This window comes from Koromonas humicola (assembly GCF_059726255.1).
The window spans coordinates 4,266,916-4,290,431 of record NZ_AP040873.1 but is presented as its reverse complement, the minus strand read 5'-3'; the positions used below and the strand labels follow the sequence as shown (position 1 = coordinate 4,290,431).

Annotated in this window: 22 protein-coding genes; 6 read left to right on the top strand and 16 right to left on the bottom strand. The window is 55.9% G+C overall.

Annotated features, from left to right (window positions below):
- Nucleotides 1-70: 70 nt before the first annotated feature.
- The 7 genes from mnmE to rpmH form a co-directional block, all read right to left on the bottom strand.
- A complete protein-coding gene (mnmE, locus tag AC6IZD_RS18690) occupies nt 71-1,438 on the bottom strand; it encodes a tRNA uridine-5-carboxymethylaminomethyl(34) synthesis GTPase MnmE (RefSeq protein WP_497785155.1) in 1,368 nt (455 codons plus the stop codon).
- Nucleotides 1,439-1,471: 33 nt separating this feature from the next.
- Nucleotides 1,472-2,350 (bottom strand): DUF1003 domain-containing protein, encoded by an 879-nt coding sequence (locus AC6IZD_RS18685; protein ID WP_497785154.1) that lies wholly within the window; start codon nt 2,348-2,350, stop codon nt 1,472-1,474.
- A 96-nt stretch (nt 2,351-2,446) separates the two neighbouring features.
- Nucleotides 2,447-3,001: a Jag family protein gene (locus AC6IZD_RS18680; protein WP_497785152.1), complete on the bottom strand. Its 555-nt coding sequence runs from the start codon at nt 2,999-3,001 to the stop codon at nt 2,447-2,449.
- A 15-nt stretch (nt 3,002-3,016) separates the two neighbouring features.
- On the bottom strand, nt 3,017-4,774 hold the full coding sequence (gene yidC, locus AC6IZD_RS18675; RefSeq protein WP_497785151.1) for a membrane protein insertase YidC: 1,758 nt from the start codon (nt 4,772-4,774) through the stop codon (nt 3,017-3,019).
- A 93-nt stretch (nt 4,775-4,867) separates the two neighbouring features.
- A complete protein-coding gene (gene yidD, locus AC6IZD_RS18670) occupies nt 4,868-5,140 on the bottom strand; it encodes a membrane protein insertion efficiency factor YidD (RefSeq protein WP_497785149.1) in 273 nt (90 codons plus the stop codon).
- Nucleotides 5,137-5,607: a ribonuclease P protein component gene (rnpA, locus tag AC6IZD_RS18665; RefSeq protein ID WP_497785148.1), complete on the bottom strand. Its 471-nt coding sequence runs from the start codon at nt 5,605-5,607 to the stop codon at nt 5,137-5,139. The genes yidD and rnpA overlap by 4 nt, the downstream gene beginning before the upstream one ends.
- Before the next feature lie 94 nt (nt 5,608-5,701).
- Nucleotides 5,702-5,857, bottom strand: coding sequence for a 50S ribosomal protein L34 (gene rpmH, locus AC6IZD_RS18660; RefSeq protein WP_497785146.1), 156 nt, complete (start codon nt 5,855-5,857; stop codon nt 5,702-5,704).
- A gap of 483 nt (nt 5,858-6,340) precedes the next feature.
- Here rpmH and dnaA point away from each other — a divergent pair, with 483 nt between their 5' ends.
- Nucleotides 6,341-7,729 carry a chromosomal replication initiator protein DnaA gene (gene dnaA / locus AC6IZD_RS18655; protein WP_497785144.1) on the top strand — a complete coding sequence of 463 codons (1,389 nt, stop codon included), beginning with the start codon at nt 6,341-6,343 and terminating at the stop codon, nt 7,727-7,729.
- Between the two features lie 528 nt (nt 7,730-8,257).
- Nucleotides 8,258-9,403 carry a DNA polymerase III subunit beta gene (gene dnaN / locus AC6IZD_RS18650; RefSeq protein ID WP_497785142.1) on the top strand — a complete coding sequence of 382 codons (1,146 nt, stop codon included), beginning with the start codon at nt 8,258-8,260 and terminating at the stop codon, nt 9,401-9,403.
- A 51-nt stretch (nt 9,404-9,454) separates the two neighbouring features.
- Here dnaN and AC6IZD_RS18645 read toward each other — a convergent pair whose 3' ends face one another.
- Nucleotides 9,455-11,083, bottom strand: a complete 1,629-nt coding sequence (locus AC6IZD_RS18645; protein ID WP_497785141.1) for a phytoene desaturase family protein — start codon at nt 11,081-11,083, stop codon at nt 9,455-9,457.
- A gap of 463 nt (nt 11,084-11,546) precedes the next feature.
- Between AC6IZD_RS18645 and gyrB the strand changes: the two genes are divergently transcribed.
- Complete coding sequence (gene gyrB / locus AC6IZD_RS18640; protein WP_497785139.1) at nt 11,547-14,222, top strand: DNA topoisomerase (ATP-hydrolyzing) subunit B; 2,676 nt, start codon at nt 11,547-11,549, stop codon at nt 14,220-14,222.
- Nucleotides 14,223-14,320: 98 nt separating this feature from the next.
- Here gyrB and AC6IZD_RS18635 read toward each other — a convergent pair whose 3' ends face one another.
- The 4 genes from AC6IZD_RS18635 to AC6IZD_RS18620 all read right to left on the bottom strand — a co-directional run bounded on the left by AC6IZD_RS18635 (nt 14,321) and on the right by AC6IZD_RS18620 (nt 16,332).
- Nucleotides 14,321-14,629 carry a ribbon-helix-helix domain-containing protein gene (locus AC6IZD_RS18635; RefSeq protein ID WP_497785137.1) on the bottom strand — a complete coding sequence of 103 codons (309 nt, stop codon included), beginning with the start codon at nt 14,627-14,629 and terminating at the stop codon, nt 14,321-14,323.
- Nucleotides 14,630-14,687: 58 nt separating this feature from the next.
- Nucleotides 14,688-15,344: a ParA family partition ATPase gene (gene parA, locus AC6IZD_RS18630; RefSeq protein ID WP_497785135.1), complete on the bottom strand. Its 657-nt coding sequence runs from the start codon at nt 15,342-15,344 to the stop codon at nt 14,688-14,690.
- 124 nt (nt 15,345-15,468) lie between these two features.
- Nucleotides 15,469-15,672, bottom strand: coding sequence for a hypothetical protein (locus AC6IZD_RS18625; protein WP_497785133.1), 204 nt, complete (start codon nt 15,670-15,672; stop codon nt 15,469-15,471).
- Between the two features lie 39 nt (nt 15,673-15,711).
- The gene (locus AC6IZD_RS18620; RefSeq protein ID WP_497785132.1) at nt 15,712-16,332 is read right to left on the bottom strand and encodes a sugar phosphate isomerase/epimerase family protein; all 621 of its coding nucleotides are present in this window, start codon (nt 16,330-16,332) and stop codon (nt 15,712-15,714) included.
- Nucleotides 16,333-16,537: 205 nt separating this feature from the next.
- Here AC6IZD_RS18620 and AC6IZD_RS18615 point away from each other — a divergent pair, with 205 nt between their 5' ends.
- Entirely contained in the window at nt 16,538-18,028 is a 1,491-nt protein-coding gene (locus AC6IZD_RS18615) for a TolB family protein (RefSeq protein ID WP_497785130.1), read from the top strand.
- Between the two features lie 6 nt (nt 18,029-18,034).
- On the opposite strand, the gene AC6IZD_RS18610 is transcribed toward AC6IZD_RS18615, so the two are convergent.
- The 3 genes from AC6IZD_RS18610 to AC6IZD_RS18600 form a co-directional block, all read right to left on the bottom strand.
- Complete coding sequence (locus AC6IZD_RS18610; protein ID WP_497785128.1) at nt 18,035-20,581, bottom strand: protein kinase domain-containing protein; 2,547 nt, start codon at nt 20,579-20,581, stop codon at nt 18,035-18,037.
- Between the two features lie 122 nt (nt 20,582-20,703).
- On the bottom strand, nt 20,704-21,288 hold the full coding sequence (ruvA, locus tag AC6IZD_RS18605; RefSeq protein ID WP_497785127.1) for a Holliday junction branch migration protein RuvA: 585 nt from the start codon (nt 21,286-21,288) through the stop codon (nt 20,704-20,706).
- A 4-nt stretch (nt 21,289-21,292) separates the two neighbouring features.
- Entirely contained in the window at nt 21,293-22,039 is a 747-nt protein-coding gene (locus AC6IZD_RS18600; RefSeq protein WP_497785125.1) for a hypothetical protein, read from the bottom strand.
- Nucleotides 22,040-22,107: 68 nt separating this feature from the next.
- Between AC6IZD_RS18600 and AC6IZD_RS18595 the strand changes: the two genes are divergently transcribed.
- Both AC6IZD_RS18595 and rpmE read left to right on the top strand, forming a co-directional pair.
- Nucleotides 22,108-22,458 carry a hypothetical protein gene (locus tag AC6IZD_RS18595; protein ID WP_497785123.1) on the top strand — a complete coding sequence of 117 codons (351 nt, stop codon included), beginning with the start codon at nt 22,108-22,110 and terminating at the stop codon, nt 22,456-22,458.
- A gap of 73 nt (nt 22,459-22,531) precedes the next feature.
- Entirely contained in the window at nt 22,532-22,762 is a 231-nt protein-coding gene (gene rpmE / locus AC6IZD_RS18590; RefSeq protein WP_497785122.1) for a 50S ribosomal protein L31, read from the top strand.
- A gap of 116 nt (nt 22,763-22,878) precedes the next feature.
- On the opposite strand, the gene AC6IZD_RS18585 is transcribed toward rpmE, so the two are convergent.
- Nucleotides 22,879-23,418, bottom strand: coding sequence for a hypothetical protein (locus AC6IZD_RS18585; protein ID WP_497785120.1), 540 nt, complete (start codon nt 23,416-23,418; stop codon nt 22,879-22,881).
- Between the last annotated feature and the right edge of the window lie 98 nt (nt 23,419-23,516).

The window sequence follows — 23,516 nt, the reverse complement described above, 5'->3', positions numbered from 1 at the left end:
ATCTAAGTTAATGAATAGCGTATGTTACAGTGGTAACTCTGGATATTGCCGGACGTTCTCGGATCTGCTCTCATTTGCCGATGCAGAACGTAGAGAAAATGAGATTGAGAATATCGTCGGCGGTGGTGGCACCAGTGAGTTCGTCGAGGGAGCGGAGGGAGTTATAGAGGTCGAGAAGAATCATTTCGTGTGGAATGGAGTTTTCGACGGAGGTTTCGGCTGCATCCAGGGAGGCGAGCGCGGAGCGGACGGCAGTTTGTTGGCGCAGGTTGGTGAGCATTGCGCCGCCATGCTGTGCCGGGCCGCGAACGATGGCGAGTATGGCGGAGCGAAGTTCTGTAATGCCTTCGCCCGTCAGAGCGGATGTGTGGACCTTCGGGAGATTGCTGTCGGGCAGGGTGGCGGTGGCAGCAGATTGCAGTTCATTCGCTAGGTCAGTCTTGTTATGGACGACGATGGCGGATCGATTGGCAACATCCGACAGGAGTTCGCGATCGACATCGCTGAATCCTTGGCTGGTGTCTAGGACGACCAAGACCAAGTCGGCGTCAGCTAGTGCCTCGATCGATTTACTTATGCCGATGTTTTCGGCTTCGTCGAGTGCTTCGCGGATTCCAGCGGTGTCGACCAGGCGCACGGGAATTCCGCCGATGGAGACTGTCTCTGTTACGAGGTCACGGGTGGTGCCAGGGGTTGCGGTCACGATAGCGCGTTCGCGTTCAACGAGCTGATTGAAGAGGCTCGATTTACCTACGTTAGGGCGGCCAACGATGGCCAAGGTTAATCCCTGGTGAATGACTTTGCCGTACGAGAAGCTTGAGGCTAACTTGCGCAGCGGCGCGCGTACGTTCTCGATGGCAGTGAGGATTTCGTCGCTGGGTGCGACCGCAACATCGTCTTCCGCAAAATCAATGCCCGCTTCAAGTCGTGCGATGAGGGATACGAGCTTTTCCTTGATTGGCTGGATCGCATGCGACACAGAGCCTTTGAGCTGCTGAGCGGCGACTTTGGCCTGATACAGGGTTTGCGAGTCGATGAGGTCTCGCACGGCTTCGGCCTGAGTAAGGTCGAGTCGTCCATTGAGAAAAGCGCGCTGAGTGAATTCGCCGGGCTCGGCCAGACGGACGCCTGCAGCGATGCTCATCTCCACGGCCCGGCGCAGGATAACGGGTGAGCCGTGGCAGCTAATTTCGACAATGTCATCGGTGGTGTACGAGTGTGGCGAGGCAAAGAAGGTGGCTACGACCTCGTCAATTCGCTCGCTGGTTTCTAGCTCGATGAGCTCGGTGAACTCAGCACGATTGGGTTCGAGGGGACGGCGCAGGCGAAGGATCTTGGAGGCAACGGATGTTGATTCGGGCCCGGCAAGGCGCACCACTCCGATGCCGCCGCGTCCGGGCGGTGTGGAGATGGCGACTATGGTGTCATCGAGATTCAACTTTGCCTCGCTGTGATCATTTCAAGCTTGGTATCAGTAGTAGTCGTTCGGTCCCTTGTCGTCGAGTCGGGCGCGCTGACGGCGTTCTTTGTCTTGCTCTCCCCATCGCTGCTGTACCGCGTTGTACATGCGGTCGACCTTGCGATGCAGCGTGGCGATTTCTAATTCGGCTTTGCGGTTCACGTCAAAATCGAGATCGCTCTTGATGCGATCTTTGGCTGCCTGGCGGTTCTGGCTCATCATGATGACCGGTGCCTGAAACGCAGCAAGCGTCGAGAGCACAAGATTGAGAAGTATGTAGGGGAATGGGTCGAAAGGGTGCTTGATGAGCGCTACGCTATTGAGCCCAATCCATCCGATGATAATGACGGCGAACAGGATGATAAACGTCCACGAACCACCGAATGCCGCAACGCGATCGGCGATCTTTGCCCCTAATGTCAGTTGCTCGGCTTCTTCGACATTCGCGTTGCGCGTGACGTGCGTTCGCAATAGTTGATCGGTTGCTCGCAACCTCCGGCCGACTACAGTCAGGAGGTCGAGCGCAGCATGCGGGTGAGAAGAGACGAGCTCCTGCAGATTCTCTCGATCCAGGCGGAAGACATCACTCGGCTCGATAGCCACGGCGTTCGCTGTTCGCGGTCCTCCATCGAGCATGGAGATTTCCCCGAACACATCACCTGCACAGGCTTCGCCGATCACTACGTCCTCGCCAGCATCATCCTCGACTGAAATCTGCACGCGGCCGCGATGCACAATGTAGAGGCTGTCACCAATGTCGCCGACATTGAAGATGTGTTTGCCTGCAGCAAACGTTTCCTCGGTCATCAACTCTGACAGCGTGGTTCGCTCGTCGTGATCGAGCAGGCTGAACATGGGAATTTCAGCCAGCATGCTTACGTTGGTGGACATAGGCGCTTCCTCTGCTTACTCGCAGAATAAAAATCCCGCTGCGAGTTTCTCACCGAATCGCAGCGGGGCTCAACGTTGTTTTTGTTATGTGGCGTGTTATCTGCGCCCACGACGTGCCGGACGTGCCATTGGGGCCGCAGGTGCCGCACCTTTGTAATTCTTCGGATAGACCACAAGGTGACGTGCTGGACCTTCACCTTCGCTCTCCGTACGCAGATCTTCGACGTCGCGCAGTGCGAGGTGAACGACTCGACGCTCTCGACTGTTCATGGGAGAGAACGCGTATGGCGCTCCGGTCCGTCGCACTTTCTCAGCCGCGACGTTAGCCGACATGACAAGCTCGTCGATGCGTGCCTGGCGGAATCCGATGGCGTCAAACGTAATGCGCTCGTCGGGTTCGAGCATGTCACCGACGGATTCGACGGTGATCATTTCGAGTGCGTGTAGGAGTTCGCCGCCGCGGGCCACGAGAAGATTGCTGTCCGGGCCGGAGAAGTCCACCAGGATTGCAGGGCGATCCCAGTCGGCACCTTCGTTCACCGGTGGATCGACCGCGATGCGGTACTTCACCCGAAAAGAGCCGAGCCGGACAATTTTGTTCAGCAGTTCGTTGATCTGTTTTGCCGCTGCGATTTTTTCTTCGATTGCCATTGGTATCCTCGGGTCCTAGCGCTTCTTGTCCGCCGCTTTCAGGGCGCGTTTCTCGGCCATGGTGCGCATTTCGCGGCCCATTTCCGTCTGATTCATAACAAGCTGCTGAATGATCTGCACCACGGTGCCTGTAATGATGTAGAGGCCCAGTCCTGAAGCCACTGACCATGTGAACAGGGCAAACATGACGGGCGTCATCATGTTCATCATGCGCTGCTGTTCCTTGCTCATGCCGCTGGCGGGCATCATGCGCTGCATGATCATCATGAGAATGATGGTCGCGATGGGGATAATGTGCCAGTGGTCGGGCGCGGAGAGATCGTTCAGATACAACCAGTTTGCATGCCGCAACTCGATTGCGTTGCGCAGCATGGTGTAGAACGCAAAGAGGAAGGGCATCTGGATCAGCACGGGCAGACAGCCGCCGACGGGATTTACGTCGTGCTGCTTATACAGCGCCGCGATTTCGGTTTGCATTTCACGCCGACGCGGGTCATCGATCTTGTACTTCTTGTACTTCTCCTGGATCGCCTGCATTTGCGGTGCGACCTTCTGCATCTTCATCGACGACTTAATCTGCGAAATGCGCAGCGGTAGAAGCGCGACGTTGATGAGCACGGTCACGAGGACGATGGTCCATCCCCAGTTGGAAGTCCAATGCTGCTGCGTCCAGCGAACCCAGGCGAAGAGCGGCTTGCCGATGAACTCAAAGAAGCCGAAGTCGAGCGTGCCACGGATATCAACTCCGTTGGTGCTGCGCACGGTCTCAAGCACATCGACTGCCTTTGGTCCGGCAAACAGACGGACATTCGAGGGAGCATTCAACGCTCCGGCTGCGACGCCAAGAACTTCAGCCTTCACCTTCTCGCTGTTTGCGTTCGAGGGATCCTTCGGGATCTGGATAGCATTGCGAAGTTCGGCGAAAGCGGCGTTCTGCGGTTGCTCGGGAAGGAACACCGCTCCGAAATAGGCATCGGACGCACCCACCCACTGGTAGTTGCCGGTCTGAACACGGCCTCCGCTGATGTCTTTGCCCTTCTTATCGAGTTTGAGACGCTTTACGTTCTCGCCCGTGGCAATGTAGTCGAGGCGCTGCTCGGCGTAGCTGGGCAGGCCGGTCGCGTCACCGAATCCAGCGGGCCACGCCGGAAGAGCAGTGACGTAGTTCGCGCCTTGACGCACGCTGGTCTTAATGCCGATTACATAAGTGTTGTCGAAGTGGAACTCTTTACGAACGGCAAGGTCGCCATCTGCGTACTCGAACGTTAAGTCCTTGGTTGGACCATTGCCGGGTTCATTGACAACGTACAGTGCGTTATTGAGTCGCTGGCGCAGATTTTCGTCGCCCGTGTAAAGCGAGAGCGGAAACCCGTATTGCGCCGCGGCCTGCTGCTGCACGAGATCGAGTTCGTGCCCGTTGTCGTCCTTGTACTTTTTCAGAATCCAGCTTTTGACCTGGCCACCACGGTTGGTGAAGGTGATCTTATAAAGATCATTCTCAACCACTGTTGTGGCTTCGCTGGTGGCAGCGCGGGCGGCGACTGGCTGGCTCGGTGCTTCGACCGTAGTTGGAGTGGCGCTCTGTGTGGGTGTTGGGGTGGTCGGAGCCGGAGAAAGCTTAGCGGCCTGCTGCTGCTTTTGCGCGGACTGCTGTTGCTGCGGCTTGACCAGGAACTGCTGGGCTAAGACCAACATCACCATCGTGAACGCGAATATAAGGATGACACGTTTGTCTATGCCGGGCTGGTTCTGCGGATTCTGGAACTCGCTCAAGGTAGTATGCCGATCTGCGCGGACGGGCCGCGGGCTTGAAGTTCTAATTCCTGTGCACGCGCCATTGGTCTCGGCCAGCGGCGCGAGGTCGTACTAATCTTCGTTCCTAATCAAAGCCGCTGCGGGAGTATGGTTCACCGCGCGGCAGCAAAAATGTTCCGGTACCGGGTCGAGCCCGTGTCCACCAAGAGGATGACAACGCAGCAAACGCCACAGGGCGAGCAGCGTTCCGCCTAGGGCTCCGTGACGCGTGATGGATTCCGTCGCGTACTCAGAACAAGTGGGCGTAAAGCGGCAGGCCGCTGGCAACTGCGGCGAGACGTAACGCTTATAGGCCGCGAGCATTGCTAATAAAATCTTGGTCATGCGCGAGCCTCCCGCCGGGAAGTTTTGCTGCCTGGTGCTTCGCAATTCTGTCGTATCACGCGAAAAGCCCGCTCGATCTCCTGCGAGATCTGCGGAAACCCAGCCACCATCAAGCACTTCTTCGGATTAATCACCACGTCCACATCCGCAGGCATACCTTCAAACATGGCGAGATGATGGCGAACGGCTTCGCGAGTCCGGCGACGGAGGCGATTGCGCTCGACCGATCCACCCAACGCCTTTGAGGCGGTGAAGCCCACACGCACGCGACCGCTCGTCCGCGCACACAAGTCCTCGGCTGCCCCGGCCTCGACAGGCGCGGGAGCAGCTTCGGTTTTGTTTCGCAGATAGAAGACGGTCATGTTCGCCGAAAAGTGACGCCGTCCCTGTTGATACACGCGTTGAAAATCCGAGTGTTTCAACAAATGCGCGGTCTTCGGAAAACTGCCTTTCGGTGTGTCGCTCACGCTATCATCCACGGCGTTCGCGTTCCTGCTTCTTTCGCCATTTGTGAAGGGGCCAGAAACGGGCGTGGTCCTGCGATGATTTACGTTCAGTTGGCTAGTCGCGATAGCTGGGGCTAACGGAGACGCGCTTGCGTCCCTTGGCACGACGGCGCGACAGCACGGCCTGGCCGCTCTTGGTCTTCATGCGCTGCCGGAATCCGTGCACCTTGGCACGACGGCGGCGGTTGGGTTGGAATGTGCGCTTAGGCATTGACTTAACTGCTCCTGCTTCGAGATATGTCGGTGAGCAAAGGGCAAGTATAAATGAAGGAACGCTGTTGGGCCAAACCGCCCGTAGCTCTCCTGCCGTGCCCGGCTCTATGCTTCATCCTACATTTTCCCGGTCTTCTCTGCACATCATTCGGAGCAATGACAAATTTATGTCTTGACGAAGTGCTCTCTAAGGGCAAAAGTGAGTACTACTCCGTCGCGAGAAATGTTGGGAGTGGCGCTCAATAAGCCCGGCATTCGTGCTAGTATCCGTTTTGCGGTCTCTGTTTTTCTTCCGCGAGTGCGGGTTGCGAATCACGCTCAGCGCCCCCCAGCTCCACAGGTATTCGTTGTGCCTGTGGGGTTGAATCTATTCAGCGACGACATTTTGAAAATTCGTCCAGCCAAGCCCCAGCAGGGCATTCCTTGCGCATTTTGTGTGAGGCAGGGAGCTCGCGGGCTTGTGCCGGAAGATGGTCGGTACATGTCAGCATTCGTTACATCGACGACGACGTCAACCCCGAATCCGTGGGTTCAGATACTGGATTGCCTCGAAAAGAAGGTCAATCGCCACTCCTACGACACGTGGTTCAAGCCCACACGCTTCAGTCATGATGCTGACGGCAAACTCTACGTCGCCGTTCCGTCCCCCGAGTTTTGTACTATCGGCGAGCGCTACAACGACCTGATCCTCGAAGCTATCGAGAACCTTGGTCTCAACTACGAAGACGTCGAGTTTGTAACCGTTCCACCGGAACCGGAGCCTGTTCCCACGCCCGTTGTTCGCCATAACGGCGGACTCAATGGATCTTCAGCGCGCCCAGCGGCGCAGGCGCGATTTGATTTTGACGGCGCAGCCCAACTGAACCCCCGTTATACGTTCAACGGCTTCGTTATCGGTAGCGGAAACCAGTTTGCCCATGCGGCGGCACTAGCCGTGGCGACTGCTCCTGGCAAGGCCTACAACCCATTGTTCCTCTACGGCGGCGTGGGTATGGGCAAGACCCACTTGATGCAGGCCATCGGTCACGAGGTGAAGGTTCGCCAGCCAGATAGCTCGATTGTTTATCTGTCGACCGAAAAGTTCACCAACGAGATGATCAACTCGATCAAGCACGACAAGATGGTGAGCTTCCGCGATCGTTTCCGCGGAGTTGATGTCCTGTTGATCGACGATATTCAGTTTCTCGCCGGAAAAGAGCGTACACAGGAAGAGTTCTTCCACACCTTCAACGCGCTCCATGACACCAATCGCCAGATCGTGATTGCCAGCGACCGTCCGCCGAAGGAACTGGCCGAGATTGAAGATCGCTTGCGCTCGCGTTTCGAGTGGGGTTTGATTGCCGACATTCAGCCGCCTGATCTCGAAACCAAGATCGCCATTCTGCAGAAGAAGGCCGAGAGCGAGCATGTCATGCTGCCCGACGATGTTTGCCAGTTCATCGCGTCAAACATTCGCAGTAACGTTCGCGAACTGGAAGGCGCACTCATCCGCCTAGTGGCTTATGGCTCGCTGACCGGAGCCGACATAAACCTCTCGACAGCTCAGCAGGTATTGAAGAACATCATCGACCAGCAGAGCCGCAAGGTGACGATCGAAGCTATTCAGAAGGCCGTGAGCGAGCAGTTTGGACTGCGCCTGCCGGAGATCAAGGCCAAGAACAACTCGCGGCAGATCGTTTTCCCGCGCCAGATCGCAATGTACCTGTGCAAGCATCTGACCGAGGCTTCGCTGCCCGAAATCGGACGCCAGTTCGGTGGGAAGCACCACACCACGGTTCTGCACTCGATTGAGAAGATCAACGAGCAGCGCAAGGACGACAAGGACCTCAACCGTCTGCTCAACAAACTCACCGAGCAGTTGAGCAACTAACTTTTCGCACACATATACAGCCCGGGCAGCTCGCCCGGGCTTTTCTACGTCCTCAATCTGTGAATTTCCTGTGCAGTTCTCGAATACTCGTCGGCTCTAGTGCATTCGCAGGGAGCAAAGGCGAGACTGCACGGCAGCTCTAGCGAGCCAGACGATTTTTTGCATCTTTGAGCTGAAGCGAAGTTTTCCAGAAATTCACACCGGCGATCCACAGATGTGAACTGTCCTAAGCTGCTCAATGGATGAGAGTTCCGCGATCACATAGAGGGTGGGACTTACATTGACATATGTGGAATGCCTGTGAATTCTGTGCACAACTTGGCTGAATTTCGAAACGAGCGGAAATCATGCACCAGCCAGTTTCCCGAAAAACCAGTTTTTCCAAGCTGGTTCTCGCCCTAAACCTCGAAGAGTGATAGATTTTCCTAAGTTTTGCACTTTTCCGCAGTGCCTACGATTACTGCTGGTATCTGTTAGGTTTAGTTTGATATAAGTGCAAGTCATAGTAGCGAAAGGTTTGGGGACTATATGGCAGAGACAGCGATCGCGCAAGGAACCGCAATGGAGATCACGGTCAGTAAATTTGACCTGTTAAAAGAACTCACCGCGACCCAGGGCGTGGTCGAACGCAAGACGACCATCCCCATCCTGTCTAATTTTCTGTTTGAGGCCGCCGATGGTGAGCTGACAATCACAGCCACCGATCTGGATCTGAGCCTGCGTACGACCTGTGCGGCTACAGTAAAGAAGGAAGGCGCCTGCACCATTCCCGCCCGCAAGCTCTATGACTATGTAAAGTTGCTCGGCGACGGGGACGTAAGCATTAAGCTGCTTGAGAATCACTGGGTCAATATCCGTGCCGGACGCTCGAATACAAAGATGGTCGGCATGGCGCGCTCGAACTTCCCCAGCGTTCCAGTGTTCCCGATCAACAGCGCTATCAAGATTCCCGCCCAGACGCTGCGAACGCTAATCGCCAAGACTGTCTTCGCCATCTCGAACGAGGAGTCGCGCTACACCCTGAACGGCGCCCTGCTTGTGCTGAAGCCTGAGTCGATCACCATGGTTTCAACCGACGGACACCGACTGGCGCACATTGTGAAGGACGGTCTCTCGTTCGACATTACGGGCGAGTTGAAGACCTTGATCCCACGCAAGGCAATGCTTGAGCTCTTCTCGTTACTGAGCGCGCCGGAGATTGAGTTTGTGGAATTTGCCAAGGATGACTCGACGCTGTTCTTCCGCCTTGGCTCGCGACTGCTCACTTCGCGCCAGTTAACGGGACAGTTCCCGAATTACGAAGCTGTGCTGCCCAAGGAGCACAACAAGAGCATCAGCGTGCGCACAGTGGACTTGCAACAGGCTATCCAGCGCGTTGCCCAGTTTGCTGATGAACGCTCCGGCGCCATCAAGATGCGCTTTGAGAAGAATGAGCTCCGCATCTCGTCGTCTTCGACGGAGACGGGCGAGTCGGAAGACTCCATTGAGACGGAATACGATTCGGATCCGCTAGCCATCGGATTCAATTCGCAGTACATGGTCGAGTTCCTGAAGGCTACCGATAGCGACACAGTACGGATCGAGTTCAAGGATGCGCAGTCGGCCGGGCAGCTTCGTCCTGAAGGCGTAGAAGAATACAAGTATCGCTACGTCGTGATGCCGATGCGAATCTGATCAGAATTCATCGCGGAGTTCAAACGGCGGACTGCTCAGCAGTTCGCCGTTCTATTTGCGGCCTAAATCTTTGAGCACGGCCATCGCCGCGTTTCGTCCGTTGATGCCGATGACTGAGCCGCCAGGATGCGTGCAGGCTCCGCAGAGATAGACACCCTCCATCGGCGTACGTGCCGTGAGGCGATGCGACCACATATAGGGCGGCAGGCATTCGCCCTGGAAGATGTGTCCTCCCGTGAGTCCCACTTTCTGCTCGATATCTGGCGGGCCGAGCACTTGCGCGTCAATCATTGCAGAGTCGATGTTGGAGCAGAAGCGCGAGAGTGAGTTGAGGGCGAGTTGGCGGACCTCGGCTCGGCGCTGGTCCCATGTGCCATGCGCGAAGTGATACGGCACGTATTGGGCAAAGACAGACATTGTGTGTTGTCCCGCTGGGGCGATGGTCGTGTCGTGTGCGCTCTGAAAGTAGAGTTCACACCAGAGATGATCCGGTAGTTCGCCGCGTTTGGCTCGCGCGAAGCCATCTTTCCATTCCTGCTTCGTCAGCGGAGTGTTGATTTGTCCGAAATGATGGGGCTCGCATGTGCCGGGGCGCGCCGTGAAATTGGGCAATTCTCGCAGAAGCACGTTGAGCTTGACGGTGCAGCCTTCGATGGGAATCTGCTCAACTCGCTCGCGCCATAGCGAGTCTGCGTTGTTGCCGAGCATGGTTAGCGTACGGCGAGGATCGGCATTCGAAATTACGACGCGAGCAGCAATGCGTTCTCCACCTTCCAGCACGACGCCTTCACCGGGAATGATCTGCGCAACAGGAACTCCGGCTGCAACCACGGCTCCTGCCTCACGTGCAGCGTCGCAGAAATAGAACGAGACCATCCCCATGCCACCACGAACGTAGCCCCACATTCCAGGCATTCCGCCGAGGCGCCCCGAAGCATGATGGAAGCGAATGGAAGCTGTGCCTTGATCAAAAGGACTCGCGTTAGCTCCGATGACTCCCTGGCCGAGGTACGCGGTTTGCAGGCGATCGTCGCTTAGATAGTGCTCCACGAACTCAGCCATAGACCAGTCAAACAGCAAACCATGCGCGGCGGCCTTCGAGTCGGAATCGGAGCCGAACTGGCAATCGAGCCGATGCTCAATTTGATCTGCTGTGGGCGCATCGCCGATCCATAGATCGGTTTCGCCTGCCGGGCGCAAGGCTTCACGAACCCGAGCGAGAAGTTCGTTCATTGCCTTCCACCCCTGAACTTCTGCGGGAGCGAAACGGCGGATCTCTGCTTCGCAACGTTGGTCATCATCCCAGAGCTGGACGCTTGAGCCATTTAGGAATGGGACGAACATCCCATTTACCGCCGGAGTCCAGTGGAAGCCGCGCTCAGCAAGCTTCAACTCGGAAATGACGAGCGGATGAAGTAACCCTGCAAGATAGGCACAGGGAGACATGTGCACGCCGGGAAAGGACTCCTCAATAGTGCATGCGCCGCCAACTCGTTTCCGGGCCTCGAGAACAAGCACCTTCATTCCAACTTGAGCGAGATAAGCAGCGCAGGCGAGTCCGTTATGCCCAGCACCCACGATGATCGCGTCCCACTGGCGCCGAGCGAGTTCACGAACCGAGGAAGGAAGTCCGACTTCTCCGAGCACGGCTGCGGTAGGTGAGTTCAATGAGTTCTGCAAGGTGTTTCTCCCCGCGAAACTGAAAAGATACCGCATTCGGATGCAAAGCAGGGCTGGCTAGTCGCGAGAAGAAGGTCAACTTGGCCGTATCTTGTTTCATCATCTCTGGAGCAGGCGTCACATTCTAATCATCTAACCTGTAGGTAAGTTTCCCTTGAAAGGACCGATGGAGCCGGCGCTCTTTGAACGCCTGTGGAAGGCTGCGAGAAACCGCTGTAAGCTGCGGTTGCTCAATAACTTACACGGGTCCAAGAAAACGTCTTCTGTGTTAAAATCTATACAGGTGGCAACATCCCTATAGGTGACGGCGATTGTAGGCGAAAGCCCTTCTGTCGAAGTCGTTCAGAAGTACAAACAATCTGGAACGAAGTGTTCCGGAACCCTGTTTTCGTCGTCCCAACTGCTTCGGCTGGCTAGTTTAGCTGCCCGCGGCCCAAACGATTCCTGGAAATAAGAAAACTACATGTCCTCAAAGCCAACCACCGCAGATGCCGAAAAGCAGACAGCTCTCCACGCACAAGAATTGCTGAACAACAAGACCGCCGAGAACGGGAATGGTAACGGTGACGGATACACCGCCGACTCAATTAAGGTCCTTGGTGGAATGGAAGCTGTGCGTAAGCGCCCCGCCATGTACATTGGCTCCACTGGCGAAATGGGCCTGCATCACCTCGTTTACGAAGTCGTCGACAACTCGGTTGACGAAGCGCTGGCGGGCTTTGCCTCAAAGATCGATGTGACGATCCATGTCGACAACTCCATTTCGGTTGTCGATGATGGCCGTGGCATCCCTGTTGATCCGATGGAGCACGATGGGGAGATGGTTCCCGCTGTGCAGGTTGTGCTCACGGTGTTGCACGCGGGCGGAAAGTTCGATAGCTCGACGTACAAGGTTTCCGGCGGTTTGCACGGCGTCGGTGTGAGCTGCGTTAACGCGCTCAGCGACGAGTTCAATATTGAAATCTGGCGTCCTGATGCGGATGGCAATGGGCCATTTGTGTGGCAGCAGGACTACTCGCGCGGTGTGCCGCAGAATGGATTGAAGAAGGCTGGCGTCACCAAGAAGCGCGGGACCAAGGTTCACTTCCATCCCGATCCGGACATTTTCAGCGTCACCGAGTACAACTACGACACGTTGGCCAATCGCCTGCGCGAACTCGCGTTCCTCAACAAGGGCCTGATCATCACGCTCACCGACGAGCGCACTACGGATCAGAAAACCGGCGAGGCGAAGCATACAGAATTCAAGTTCAACGGCGGCATCGCGGAGTTCATTAAGCACCTGAACAAGGGCAAGAACGTGCTGCACGAAAAGCCGATCTACATGGAATCTGAGAAGCCTGAGCTTTCCTGTGAAATCGGCTTACAGTACAACGACTCGTACAGCGAAACGCTATTCAGCTTCGCCAACAACATCAACACGATTGATGGCGGAACGCATCTGCAGGGATTCCGCTCGGCTCTGACTCGCACGATCAACGCCGCCGGACAGTCGCTGGGATTGTTCAAAGACCTGAAAGAGAATCTCTCGGGCGACGACGTTCGCGAAGGCCTCGTCGCGGTGGTCAGCGTGAAGCTGCCGCAACCGCAGTTCGAAGGTCAGACAAAAGGCAAGCTCAATTCCGACATTGCCGGCTCAGTGCAGGCATTTGTGAATGAGAAACTGGGCGCGTTCTTCGAGCAGAATCCCCAGGTTGCTAAGAAGATCATCAACAAGGCAATCGATGCGGCGCGTGCACGTGAAGCTGCGCGGAAAGCTCGCGACCTTACCCGGCGCAAAGGCGTACTCGATAGCGGTGGTCTGCCAGGGAAGTTGGCTGATTGCTCAGAACGCGATCCTGAGCGTTGCGAAGTGTACCTGGTCGAGGGCGAGTCGGCAGGTGGAACGGCGAAGCAGGGACGCGACCGTCGCTTCCAGGCAATTCTCCCGTTGAAGGGAAAAATCCTGAACGTCGAGAAGGCTCGTTACGACAAGATGCTGAGCCACGAAGAAATTCGTGCCATGATCACCGCGTTCGGGTGCAGCATTGGCAAGGATGACTTCGATCCCTCAAAGCTGCGCTATAACAAGATTATTCTGATGACCGATGCCGACGTGGACGGTTCGCACATCCGCACGCTGCTGTTGACGTTCTTCTTCCGTCACATGCAGGAACTGATCAAACGCGGCAATGTGTACATTGCGCAGCCGCCTCTGTATCGCATTAAGAAGGGCCGGTTCGAACAGTACATCAAGAACGATGGCGAGTTTGTTCAGGTGATGATCAAGCGCGCATCCGAAGGGCTCGTTGTGCGCTACGGCGAGGGTGCGGCGAAGCTGGAAAGCAAGCAACTCGCGCAGTTCATGACGCGGCTCAACGAATATCTTGGCTTCATTGACAAGGTGGACAAGCGAATCCGCAATGAGCGCGTGACGGAGATGTTGCCTGAATTTGGATTGGCGAAGCGCGAGGACTTCAGTGGAAGCGCTGACGCTGTACCGGAGCCGATTGCCAAGGTTGAAGCGCGACTGAAGGCAATGGCCAAAGAAGAGCAGTTCATGTCAGTGAATACTCACTTCGACGAAGAGCTGGAACTTTGGGAAGTCGATTTCGTGAACTCGCAGGGAACGCCGCACGCGATCAGCTGGTCGCTTGTGTCGAGTCCTGAGTACAAGCAGATGATGTCGCGGTATCGCCAAATTGCGGAGTATCTGAAGCCACCTTTCATTGTTGAGTGGGTCAAGACTGCCGAGCCTGCAAAGGAGGAAGTTGATGACACGATTTCTGATGCAGAGAAGGCGGACGCCGAAAAGATCGAAGGTAAGACGATCAAGGGCGGAACTCCCGCACGGGTAGCGCTCAAGGGCGGCTCGCGTGAGCCGGTCGAGAAGAAGACGGTGCGCGATCTGTTCAACTTCGTTCTGGAACAGGGCCGCAAGGACTACCAAATTCAACGCTACAAAGGGTTGGGTGAAATGACGGCCGAGCAGCTCTGGCAGACGACGATGGATCCGGAGCGTCGTACATTGCTCTCGGTGAAGCTTGAGGATCTGACGGAGACGGAAGCTATCTTCACGACGTTGATGGGCGAGGACGTAGAGTCGCGCCGCAGGTTCATCGAAGAGAACGCACTAGATGTGAAGAACCTCGATATCTAAGAACAGAAAAACAATAACAACAACCCGCGATTTTAAAAAGCCCACCAAGTTCGGTGGGCTTTGTTTTGCATGGCGGACGTTTCCGTGCCGCGCGATTCTCACGCGATGCTTGGAAGATGGTACTTCGCGAATAGGTCATTGAGCGCCTCGCGTAGCAGGTCCTCATTCGTACGGTCCTGGTCGATGGCTAACCTCGATAACTGGCGAGACACTTCTTTGTCGAAGAATCCGCTAATCACTTTTTTCCCGATTCGGCTCTTGGGTCTCGAAGCCGACTTGGGTGCCGGGCGCTCGGGTGTGACTGTGGGTTCCTGTACTGACTCGGTTCGGGGGAGTTTTGCGTTGCGACCAAATGGCGTACGGTGAGCCGCACGACTCATCGCTTCCTTCAGTGAGGGCTTAGGCATCGGCGTTCTCTCGTGTGTATACATGCATACGTGCAATCATGGCGACAGTCATACAGTGCTACACGTGCACCTGGAGGTTTGTTGGGGGTTGAGATTTCGATTCCACCTGGGATCTCACCCAGCGGTAGAGTGCGAACACTTCTTCTGCCGCCTTGCCAAGTGGAGCGTATTCCGATGCAACCTGCCCTTTGGTTAGACAGTGATAATAAGCGGCACGGTGACCGAGTTGAACAGGTGCGATGGCAACGCTGAGCCCTTGGAGGAGTGAGGCGGTTTCCTGGCCGAGCCTGCCTTGAGCAGGAACGGCGTTAAGGACTATTGCAAATGGCTTGCGTGCGATTCTGGCCAATTCGATCGTTGTAGTGACGGCCTGCAAGTCGAACAGGTGCGGGCGACACGGAATGAGCACCAAGTCGGCAGCGCGAGCCGCAGTGAGAGAGGAAGACTCGGAATTCGGAGAAGTGTCGATGATGGCAAAGTCGGCCCCCCCTCGCTCGGCTTCCTGCAGGACAGCAGGGAGTCGGTTCGATTGAGCTGACACAACGACGGGGGTTTCCCCTGCGCGAACGTCACTCCATGTAGCAGCACTTCCTTGAGGATCAAGGTCAATGACTGCTGCGGTCTTCTCGTCCCGTTCTACGGCAACCGCTAAGTGAATCGCGAGGGTAGTCTTACCGACACCGCCCTTCTGCGCTATTACTGCTATCGTGTACATGCACACGTGTATACATGCTGACCTGTGTATATGTCAAGAACTGTTTGATCCAGCACAATCGAGGCAAGAAGTGTTTCAAGCCGAGAGCTGCTTACCGTGTCCTCGAATTCGCCAAAACTCGTGTTTAGAATTTCGCTTTCTTCACGTAGTCAGCGCTGATCTTGATGGCGTCGATGGGCGGCATGTCGAAGTCTTCCTGCTCGATGAAGTAGTGCTTGATGTTTCCGGCGGCGGCAAAGATTGGCGCATAGTCGATGTTGCCACGGCCCATTTCGGTCGGATGATGATCTTCGGCCGAGTGCAGAACTTCGTCTTTCAGGTGGAGCAAGGAATACCGCGTCGGATAGCGCTTCAGATAATCGGCAGGTTAATATCCAGCGACGCGGAACCAGCCGCAGTCCATCTCCATGGTGACCAGCGCGGGATCAGTCATCCGGAGTAGTTCGTCGTACGCGAGCACGCCGTCGACTTTGCGAAGTTCTCCAACGTGATTGTGATAACCGAACTGGATTCCTGCTTTCTTCGTCTTTTCTCCAATTCGATTGAACTGTTCGGCGTTCCACTTCCAATCATCGAGCGTAAGTTCGTGGTGCGAGAGGTCGCGAGGTGCGGGTGAAGCGCAGATCATGTACTGCACTCCGAGCGCGTGATCGTAGGCAATCAACTCATCCATTTTCAGCAGGAGCTCGGTGAGCGGATGATGTGTGCTCGGGCAGCGGAGTCCGGCACGCTCGACTGCGTGTTTGAATTCTGTCGCGGTGCGACCATAGTAACCAGCGGCTTCGACTTCCCGGTATCCGGCTGCGGCAACCTGGTGCAGAGTTGCTTGGAAATCCTTCGCAAGAAGATCGCGCACCGTGTAGAGCTGGATTCCCAGCGGCAGTCGGGATGTAGAGGCCATCGCGCCAGGTATGAGTTTCAATGCTGCACCGGCGAAGGCGGCACCGGTTGCGACCTTTACAAAGCTTCTCCTCGAGATCTCTGACACGCGTATCTCCTACTTGCGGGTGCGCGGATATGCTGCGCAAACGAACGTGTATGGAACGGAGTCAGTATAGAGCCGCGCTCGCAAATCGGTTAATGATTTGTAGACGTTCTGCTATGGTTGACACGATCGAATGTTCACCACTCTTTTGGGCCGTCGCGGCTTGCTGTTCTCGCTGTAGTGACAGGAGGAGTTTGTGATTCGCGAAATGCTTTTTTTAGGACTGATGTTTGTGTTTGTCGGAGGGACTATGTTGGCGCAATCGACGCCACTGGGAGTATTTGAAGCGCACTCAGAAATTGGCTCTGTACTTCATCGCGGCGCGGTGGGGTATGACAGCAAGAAGCAACTCTATACGGTTACAGGAAGCGGCGAAAACATCTGGGCGTCACCTGACGCGTTTCAGTTTGTGTGGAAGAAGGTGAGTGGCGATTACGCACTCACGGCGGAAGTTGACGTGGCCGCGAGTGCAGGGAATTCTCATCGCAAGGCGGTGCTGATGGTTCGTCAAACGCTCGATGCTGATTCGGTGTACGCGGACGTGGCAGTGCATGGCGAGGGGCTCACGTCCTTGCAATTCCGCGATGAGAAGGGTGGCATGAGCCAGGAAGTTCAAGCTAATGTGCGCAGCCCGAAGCGTGTGCGGATTGTGAAGCGTGGAGACTACGTGTACATGCTTGCGGCGCGAGATGGGGAGAAGTTGGAGGTCGCGGCAGGATCTCCGCGAATTCGCATCACGGGCGAATACTACATCGGCATTGGTGTATGTGCGCACGATAAGGACGCCGTAGAACGGGCGATGTTCTCGAACGTGGAACTTGAGAATCGCAACGGTAAGCGCGGCGATCCAGTGATGTTCAGTTTGCTCGAGACGGTGATGCCTTCAGGACTCAATCGGCAAGTTGCTTACGTCACAGCGCAGCACATCGAAGCTCCGAACTGGACCCGCGACAATCAGTTCATCTTTAACGGGAATGGACGCATTTATCGGTTGGCAGTTGGCGACAATACGCCGACGATGATCGATACCGGATTTGCGAAGGACTGCAACAACGATCATGGTGTGTCTCCCGATGGCAAGATGTTGGTTGTGAGTGACAGTACTGAAGAGCATAAATCGGTTGTGTACACATTGCCTATTACAGGCGGAACTCCGAACCGAATCACAAAGAATGCGCCTTCTTATTGGCACGGCTGGTCGCCTGATAGAAAGACATTGGCGTTTGTGGGCGAGCGTAATGGTGAGTTCGACATCAACACCATTCCTGTGGACGGTGGTGAAGAGACGCGCATGACAACCGCAAAGGGACTGGATGACGGTCCGGAGTACACGCGCGATGGTCGATACATCTACATCAACTCCGAACGCACAGGACACATGCAGATATGGCGAATGAAAGCCGATGGCAGTGAGCAGGAACAAGTGACGCATGGAGAAGAGAATGACTGGTTCCCACACTTCTCGCCGGATGGTCAGAAGATGGCATTCCTGTCATTTGAGAAGGACGTTGTGGGGCATCCGCCGAACAAAGATGTCATGCTGAGAATGATGTCGATGGCTGATGATAAGATCACGGTCGTTGCGAAGCTGTTTGGCGGGCAGGGAACAATGAATGTTCCATCGTGGTCGCCGGATGGGATGCGTTTTGCATTTGTCAGCTACCTCTTCGTTGATCCTGCGGACGCTGAAAAGAATTGATAAATGTCAATGAAGGCCGGTGACTACGAACAGATCAGAAAGCTGTTGATAGTAATTGTAGGAGTAGTATTTTCCGTCGGGTGTAATGCTCATGGGAGCGATGGCTACAACGCCGGCAGGATCGGCGGGCGCTAACGTTTTATAGAGTTCGCGCTTGCCGGTCTTCATGTTCAGGCGATAGACAGTTGCTGGCATACTAGGCAGATCCGCCACGTACGCCACGTTCTCAGAAGCAAGCGCTCGAAACTTCTCTTTCGGTCCGAGTCCTCGAACAGGAACTGGTTCGCCACCATCTATGGGATACAGGGCTGCGCTGGTTCCATCTTCTGAAATCCCGGCAACGTATTTATCATCCGGCGTTGTTGCGAAACCGGTGATTCCCTCAGGGCTGATTGGCTGTGGTGGGCCACCATCGATCCTCTGCACAAACAGTCGGTTCTTGTGGCCGGGTTCTGCTGCGCCGAATACGATTCGTTTGCCATCGTTGAGAAAGCTGGCGCGTTGTCCATGGAGCATCAGAGTGTTTGTGAGCACTCTGGGCTCCCCAGGGCCTGTAGGCACAAGGTATAACGGTATGCCGGCGACAGGATCGATCAGCGCCCACTTCGCATCGGGTGAAATGGCTATCGCACTTCCTTCCCCAAGTCGCACTGCGGGAGAGCCGTCCGTAGCACGCATAAATACGGAGTAGGCTTCGCCTCCCAGTGCGCCTTCTTCGTCGAACAACACGAACCGCCCATCGGGAGTGATTGTGCCGCCCGAAGACCAGTCGCCTACGCTGAGGTCGCGTTCACTTTCTTGTCCTGCTCCGCGGGCGATGAGGTGATTTCGCCAGGTCCCAAATGAAATCAGTGCATTTCCATTTCTGTCCACATCCTGAAGGCTGGGAACGATGGGAAATCGAACGAGTGTGCGAGGTTTGCGGGACATCGTGGCCGCAAATAGCTCTTCGTTGCTGGTCACCCACACTTCGTGGTCATCAGGCGACCAAGCAAGTCCAGTGACTTGAGAATAGCGTTGCGTCAATTGCTGCTTGCGGCCCGACTTATATATCAAGGCTACGGAGCCGCCGTTATCCCCGAGCACATCGTGATCGACAAAGGCGACGCGCGTGCCGTCCCGTGACACTCGCACATTGGAAATGTAGCCGTCAGTCTGGTACACGGCATGGCCGATTGGATACTCAAGCTGGTACTTGCCATCCACGTAGTGCGATGCTGCGATGTTTCCATCTGGAGCCCAGTCGGCATCCTGCACATTCTTCAGCAGTGGCCGCGGGTTTCCACCACTGATCGGCACGCGGGCAAGAGTGCTGACTGTGGCGAATGCGAAGATGGTGTTTGTATTCAGGAGTACCAGGGCTTCCGCAGAATTTGAAATTGAAGTGATCGTGGCTTCGCGCGATGTCAGCGGTACAGACCCGGCGGAGTCGATGCGAGTGGAATACATCTCAAGTCCATGAGCATTCCAGTTTGCTGCGTAGAGTACCGAGTGACCGTCAGGTGTGAAACGTGCGGAATCAATGGTTCCGTGTTCAAAGGTGATCTGGTGGAAGCTGGGTATGGACGGTGATGGCGAGAACTGGCGAGGTGCAAAGTATCCGGCGAGCAGCCCGGTGACGATGCTGAGTGCGATGACAATCGGGAGAGCGATTCTTCTTCTTGGTGATTTCGTACCGACGCTGATAGGCGTTTCGCTGGTCGTGGCCGAGAGTGCCTCAAGAGCGAAAATGACGTCGCGTGCAGATTGAAAGCGTTCCTCTGGATTCTTCTCAAGGCAGTGAGTGACAATGCGATCGAGAGCGGGAGAGACATGCGGGTTCGCCGACATCAGCGGCGGCGGATCTTCCCTGGCGATGGCGGTCAATATCTCGGCAGAGCTTTGGGCGCGAAATGCACGTTTCCCCGCAAGCATTTCGTAAAGGATCGTGCCGAAGCTGAAGAGATCCGTGCGAGTGTCTACCGGTTTACCGCGGACCTGTTCGGGCGACATGTAGCCGACTGTACCCAGAACGGCGCCAGCGTCGGTGTTCATTTCGAGGGACATCGTCGCAGCGTCGGCAGAAGCCTCGGGCTGTGTCAGCTTGGCCAAGCCAAAATCAAGAATCTTCACGCGCCCGCTGCGGGTAATGAAGATGTTCTCCGGCTTCAGGTCGCGATGAATGATGTTCTTGTCGTGTGCAGCACTTAGCCCGCGCAGGATTTGAGTGGCATAGTCGATTGCTTTTCGCACGGACAGAGCGCCGTGTCCGAGGTGGTTCCGCAACGTCTCACCTTCGAGCAGTTCCGAGACGATGTACGGCGAGCCATCCTGCGTGCCGATGTCGTAAATTGCGAGAATGTGCGGGTCGCTGATGCTCGCTGCGGCGCGGGCTTCCTGCTCAAAGCGGTGAAGACGCAACCGGTCGACGGCAAAAGAGTCAGGCAGCAATTTGATGGCAACATCGCGCCCGAGTCGCGGATCGTGTGCGCGATAGACAATTCCCATGCCTCCGGCGCCAATGGTCGTGGCCAGTTCGTAGATGCCTAACCGGGAGCCTTTGGCAAGTGCCATCTCCACCCCTCGGGGTCGCAGCGAACTATTGTATCCACATTGAGAGTTGCGGGACGGACCAGGTGCGGGAGTGGAAAGGCGACAGCGTTAATGTGAGTGGCTCGACGACCACTCACAAGGAATTAGTGTGCGAGTTGGGCCAGTGCGGCGCGGAAGAGTTGTTCGAAGCTGCGTCCGTCCGCTGGCCCAAGTTTTTCCATTGCACGCTCGGCGGCAGATGCCTGATATCCGAGATTGACGAGAGCCGAGAGTACGTCGTCTTCAAGAGCCTGTTTTTGACGCGGTGCTGCTGCAGTGATTCCAAATTCCGCGAGCTTATCTTTGAGTTCGAGCACCATGCGCTCTGCGGTTTTTTTGCCAACTCCGGGCATACGCGTGAGGCGAGTGGCGTCTCCGCCGCGAATGGTCGAAACGAGATCGCGAGCATTCATCCCGCCCAGGATATTGACCGCGAGTTTAGGACCGATACCACTGACGGAAATCAGCTTTTCAAATAGAGACTTCTCGTCGGCCTGATGGAATCCAAATAGTGCAATCTGGTCTTCGCGAACGTGTGTGTGAATGAAGAGCGACACTTCGTTGCCAGCGTCAGGGAGTTCGGTGAACGTGTTCATCGAGACAGTGACGTCGTATCCCACGCCGTTGCATTCGACGATGGCGCGTCCAGGCGAAGTCGAGAGAAGAGTACCGCGAAGGTGCGCGATCATGGCTCTATCGCTGCTCGGGACGGCGCTTGTAGTAGATGTTGAACTCGAAGCTGCGAGGTGCAGGGAACAGCTCATTCACCTTACGCAGGCGCTCGGCCAATGCTGACGGAGCGAGTAAAGGATAGTCACGCTCGCGCAGTTCGTAGTAGTCAACATCGAGGTAGAGCGAGAGAAGGTAGATGGCAATCGCGTCGGCGAAAGTGGTTTCGAAGTATTCCTGCTTTGCTTTCTCCGCTTCAGGTGCAGTGGAGGTCACAATCTTGCGGAGCTCGTTGGCATCAAGCGAAGTCTCGCCTTTCACCTTATCGTGTACCTGTTTCCAGACGACGTCAGCAAAGGCCTGAGAGAAGCCGGTCTGGTCGGTAAAGGCGTGGGCGATGTTGATGTAGAACTCAAATGCAACCGAAAAGCGATCATCCATCAAGCGGGTGGAGATGAACACACACTGGGCATCACCAAGCGTAAGATTGCGGTGGCAGACGGCGCGATCGCTGAGTAGCACATCGTACCGGTCGGCAATCAATGTCTGGTCGCCATCAGCTACCGTGAGCGGAACAAAGTAGAATGCTTTGCGCGTGAGTACGGAAGCGATAGGCTGCGGCACGGCATCGACCATACGCTGCAGTTCGACGGACGAGAGGTTGACCTCGCCACTCGAGGCATAGCAAATGCCATTGCTCGATTGCTGCACGGGAGAGAGCCTTAGTACTTCAGCGGGCGAGTGCGTGGTTGCTTGTTGAGTGTGCGACATAGGAAACTACAATTCTAGCGCAGGCAGACGCCCCGGGGTATCCGATGCTGGCTGCGTGAGGAGGAAATGTGAAGGTCGGCGAAATGGAGGCACGCGGAAGCAAAACGCTGGTTGGCGGCGAACCTGCGAGGGAGCCGAGTTGGCTGGTGTGGTTGCTGATGAAGGCATATCGCACTGTGTTGCTGACCATCTTGTGGGCTGGGTTTGGCATGGGCTTTGGCCTGTTCTGCGGGATCGTGTTCTTCCTGGTGAGGAGCCTGGTGACGCAGACTTCACCCGATATGAGTCTCGCGTATCGACATGTGTCGATCCCGGTGGCGATTGCGACCGGAAGTTGCGCGCTGCTCTGGAACCTTGGGAGAACGGTGCAGGCGGCAGTCGTCCGCCGTCGGAAATTGAACGAGGCTAAAGCCGCTTAGCCCTGTATTTGCTTGCTCCGGACCCCGCAGGGTACACTAGTCGTGTCTGTCTAATCAGATGAATTGAGGAACCATGAAAGCAGCAACCCACCCGAAGTATGAAGAGGTCCAGGTGAAGTGCGCATGCGGCGCGAGCTTTACGACCCGCAGCACTCACCATGGCGACATCCACGTTGAAATCTGTTCAAGCTGCCACCCGTTCTTTACGGGTAAGCAGAAGGTGCTGGACACCGCTGGTCGCATCGAGCGCTTCCGTCGGAAGTATGCGAAGTCGGACGCGGCCAAGGCTGCCGAACAGAAATAATCCCGCGGGTGGTCGGGGTCTCCGGCAAGCGATCCTTGCTGGGGTGAAGACGCCCTCGGCGCAAGAGTTGAAAGGCCCTCGTCTCTACAGGCGAGGGCTTTTCTGTGCTCGAAATACTAATAGTCGAGACGTTCTGCACCGGGAGCGGGAGTGCTGGTGAGCGTCTTGATGATCACATCGCCCGAGGAACGCTCGATGCGATGGATTTGGGCTGGGTAGGCGTTAGGAACAAACCAGAGCTGCAGGGCAGAGAGTCCGTCTGCTGTGTTCTGCCAATCGACAACATCCAGGGAACGAATGCCTGCCGCTTCCAGCACGGCTTTGTTTGGGTCCAGTGAAGTGAGCGACCAACGCTCATCAGTACCAGTCACGAAGACGAGAGTTTCGGTGAAGCGTCCGAGGGACGTGGCGTAAACAATGTGAGCCCGATGCTGTCCGTCGGGCGAAACAGGGGAGATCTGCGCTTGGTGAAGTTCGCAGCGCTGGAGGGAGTTGCGCATCAGCGGCCAGGCTGGATTGTCAGAGGTGAGATGCCACACGAGTCCGGCGACAATCGGGACGACGATAGCTAGAAGCGCGAGCAGGAACGAACGTCCACGATGGTGGGGAGCAACAGGCAAAATCGCCGTTTGAGCGGGCTGGGTAGAGGTCGCCATTCGTGGGATTGATGTGTTCGCCAGGGCGAACGCGAGCTAAGTAGTTGGATGCTGCAAGGCGCAATTCAGAATGTATTTGGCTCTGTGTTTAACCTCAT

Coding starts and splice junctions, on each gene's coding strand:
- AC6IZD_RS18685 (WP_497785154.1), bottom strand. CDS start 2,350: ATGTCCACCAACGTAAGCATGCTGGCTGAAATTCCCATGTTCAGCCTG.
- AC6IZD_RS18680 (WP_497785152.1), bottom strand. CDS start 3,001: ATGGCAATCGAAGAAAAAATCGCAGCGGCAAAACAGATCAACGAACTG.
- yidD (WP_497785149.1), bottom strand. CDS start 5,140: ATGACCAAGATTTTATTAGCAATGCTCGCGGCCTATAAGCGTTACGTC.
- rpmH (WP_497785146.1), bottom strand. CDS start 5,857: ATGCCTAAGCGCACATTCCAACCCAACCGCCGCCGTCGTGCCAAGGTG.
- dnaA (WP_497785144.1), top strand. CDS start 6,341: ATGTCAGCATTCGTTACATCGACGACGACGTCAACCCCGAATCCGTGG.
- dnaN (WP_497785142.1), top strand. CDS start 8,258: ATGGCAGAGACAGCGATCGCGCAAGGAACCGCAATGGAGATCACGGTC.
- gyrB (WP_497785139.1), top strand. CDS start 11,547: ATGTCCTCAAAGCCAACCACCGCAGATGCCGAAAAGCAGACAGCTCTC.
- AC6IZD_RS18635 (WP_497785137.1), bottom strand. CDS start 14,629: ATGCCTAAGCCCTCACTGAAGGAAGCGATGAGTCGTGCGGCTCACCGT.
- parA (WP_497785135.1), bottom strand. CDS start 15,344: ATGTACACGATAGCAGTAATAGCGCAGAAGGGCGGTGTCGGTAAGACT.
- AC6IZD_RS18615 (WP_497785130.1), top strand. CDS start 16,538: ATGCTTTTTTTAGGACTGATGTTTGTGTTTGTCGGAGGGACTATGTTG.
- AC6IZD_RS18610 (WP_497785128.1), bottom strand. CDS start 20,581: ATGGCACTTGCCAAAGGCTCCCGGTTAGGCATCTACGAACTGGCCACG.
- ruvA (WP_497785127.1), bottom strand. CDS start 21,288: ATGATCGCGCACCTTCGCGGTACTCTTCTCTCGACTTCGCCTGGACGC.
- AC6IZD_RS18600 (WP_497785125.1), bottom strand. CDS start 22,039: ATGTCGCACACTCAACAAGCAACCACGCACTCGCCCGCTGAAGTACTA.
- rpmE (WP_497785122.1), top strand. CDS start 22,532: ATGAAAGCAGCAACCCACCCGAAGTATGAAGAGGTCCAGGTGAAGTGC.
- AC6IZD_RS18585 (WP_497785120.1), bottom strand. CDS start 23,418: ATGGCGACCTCTACCCAGCCCGCTCAAACGGCGATTTTGCCTGTTGCT.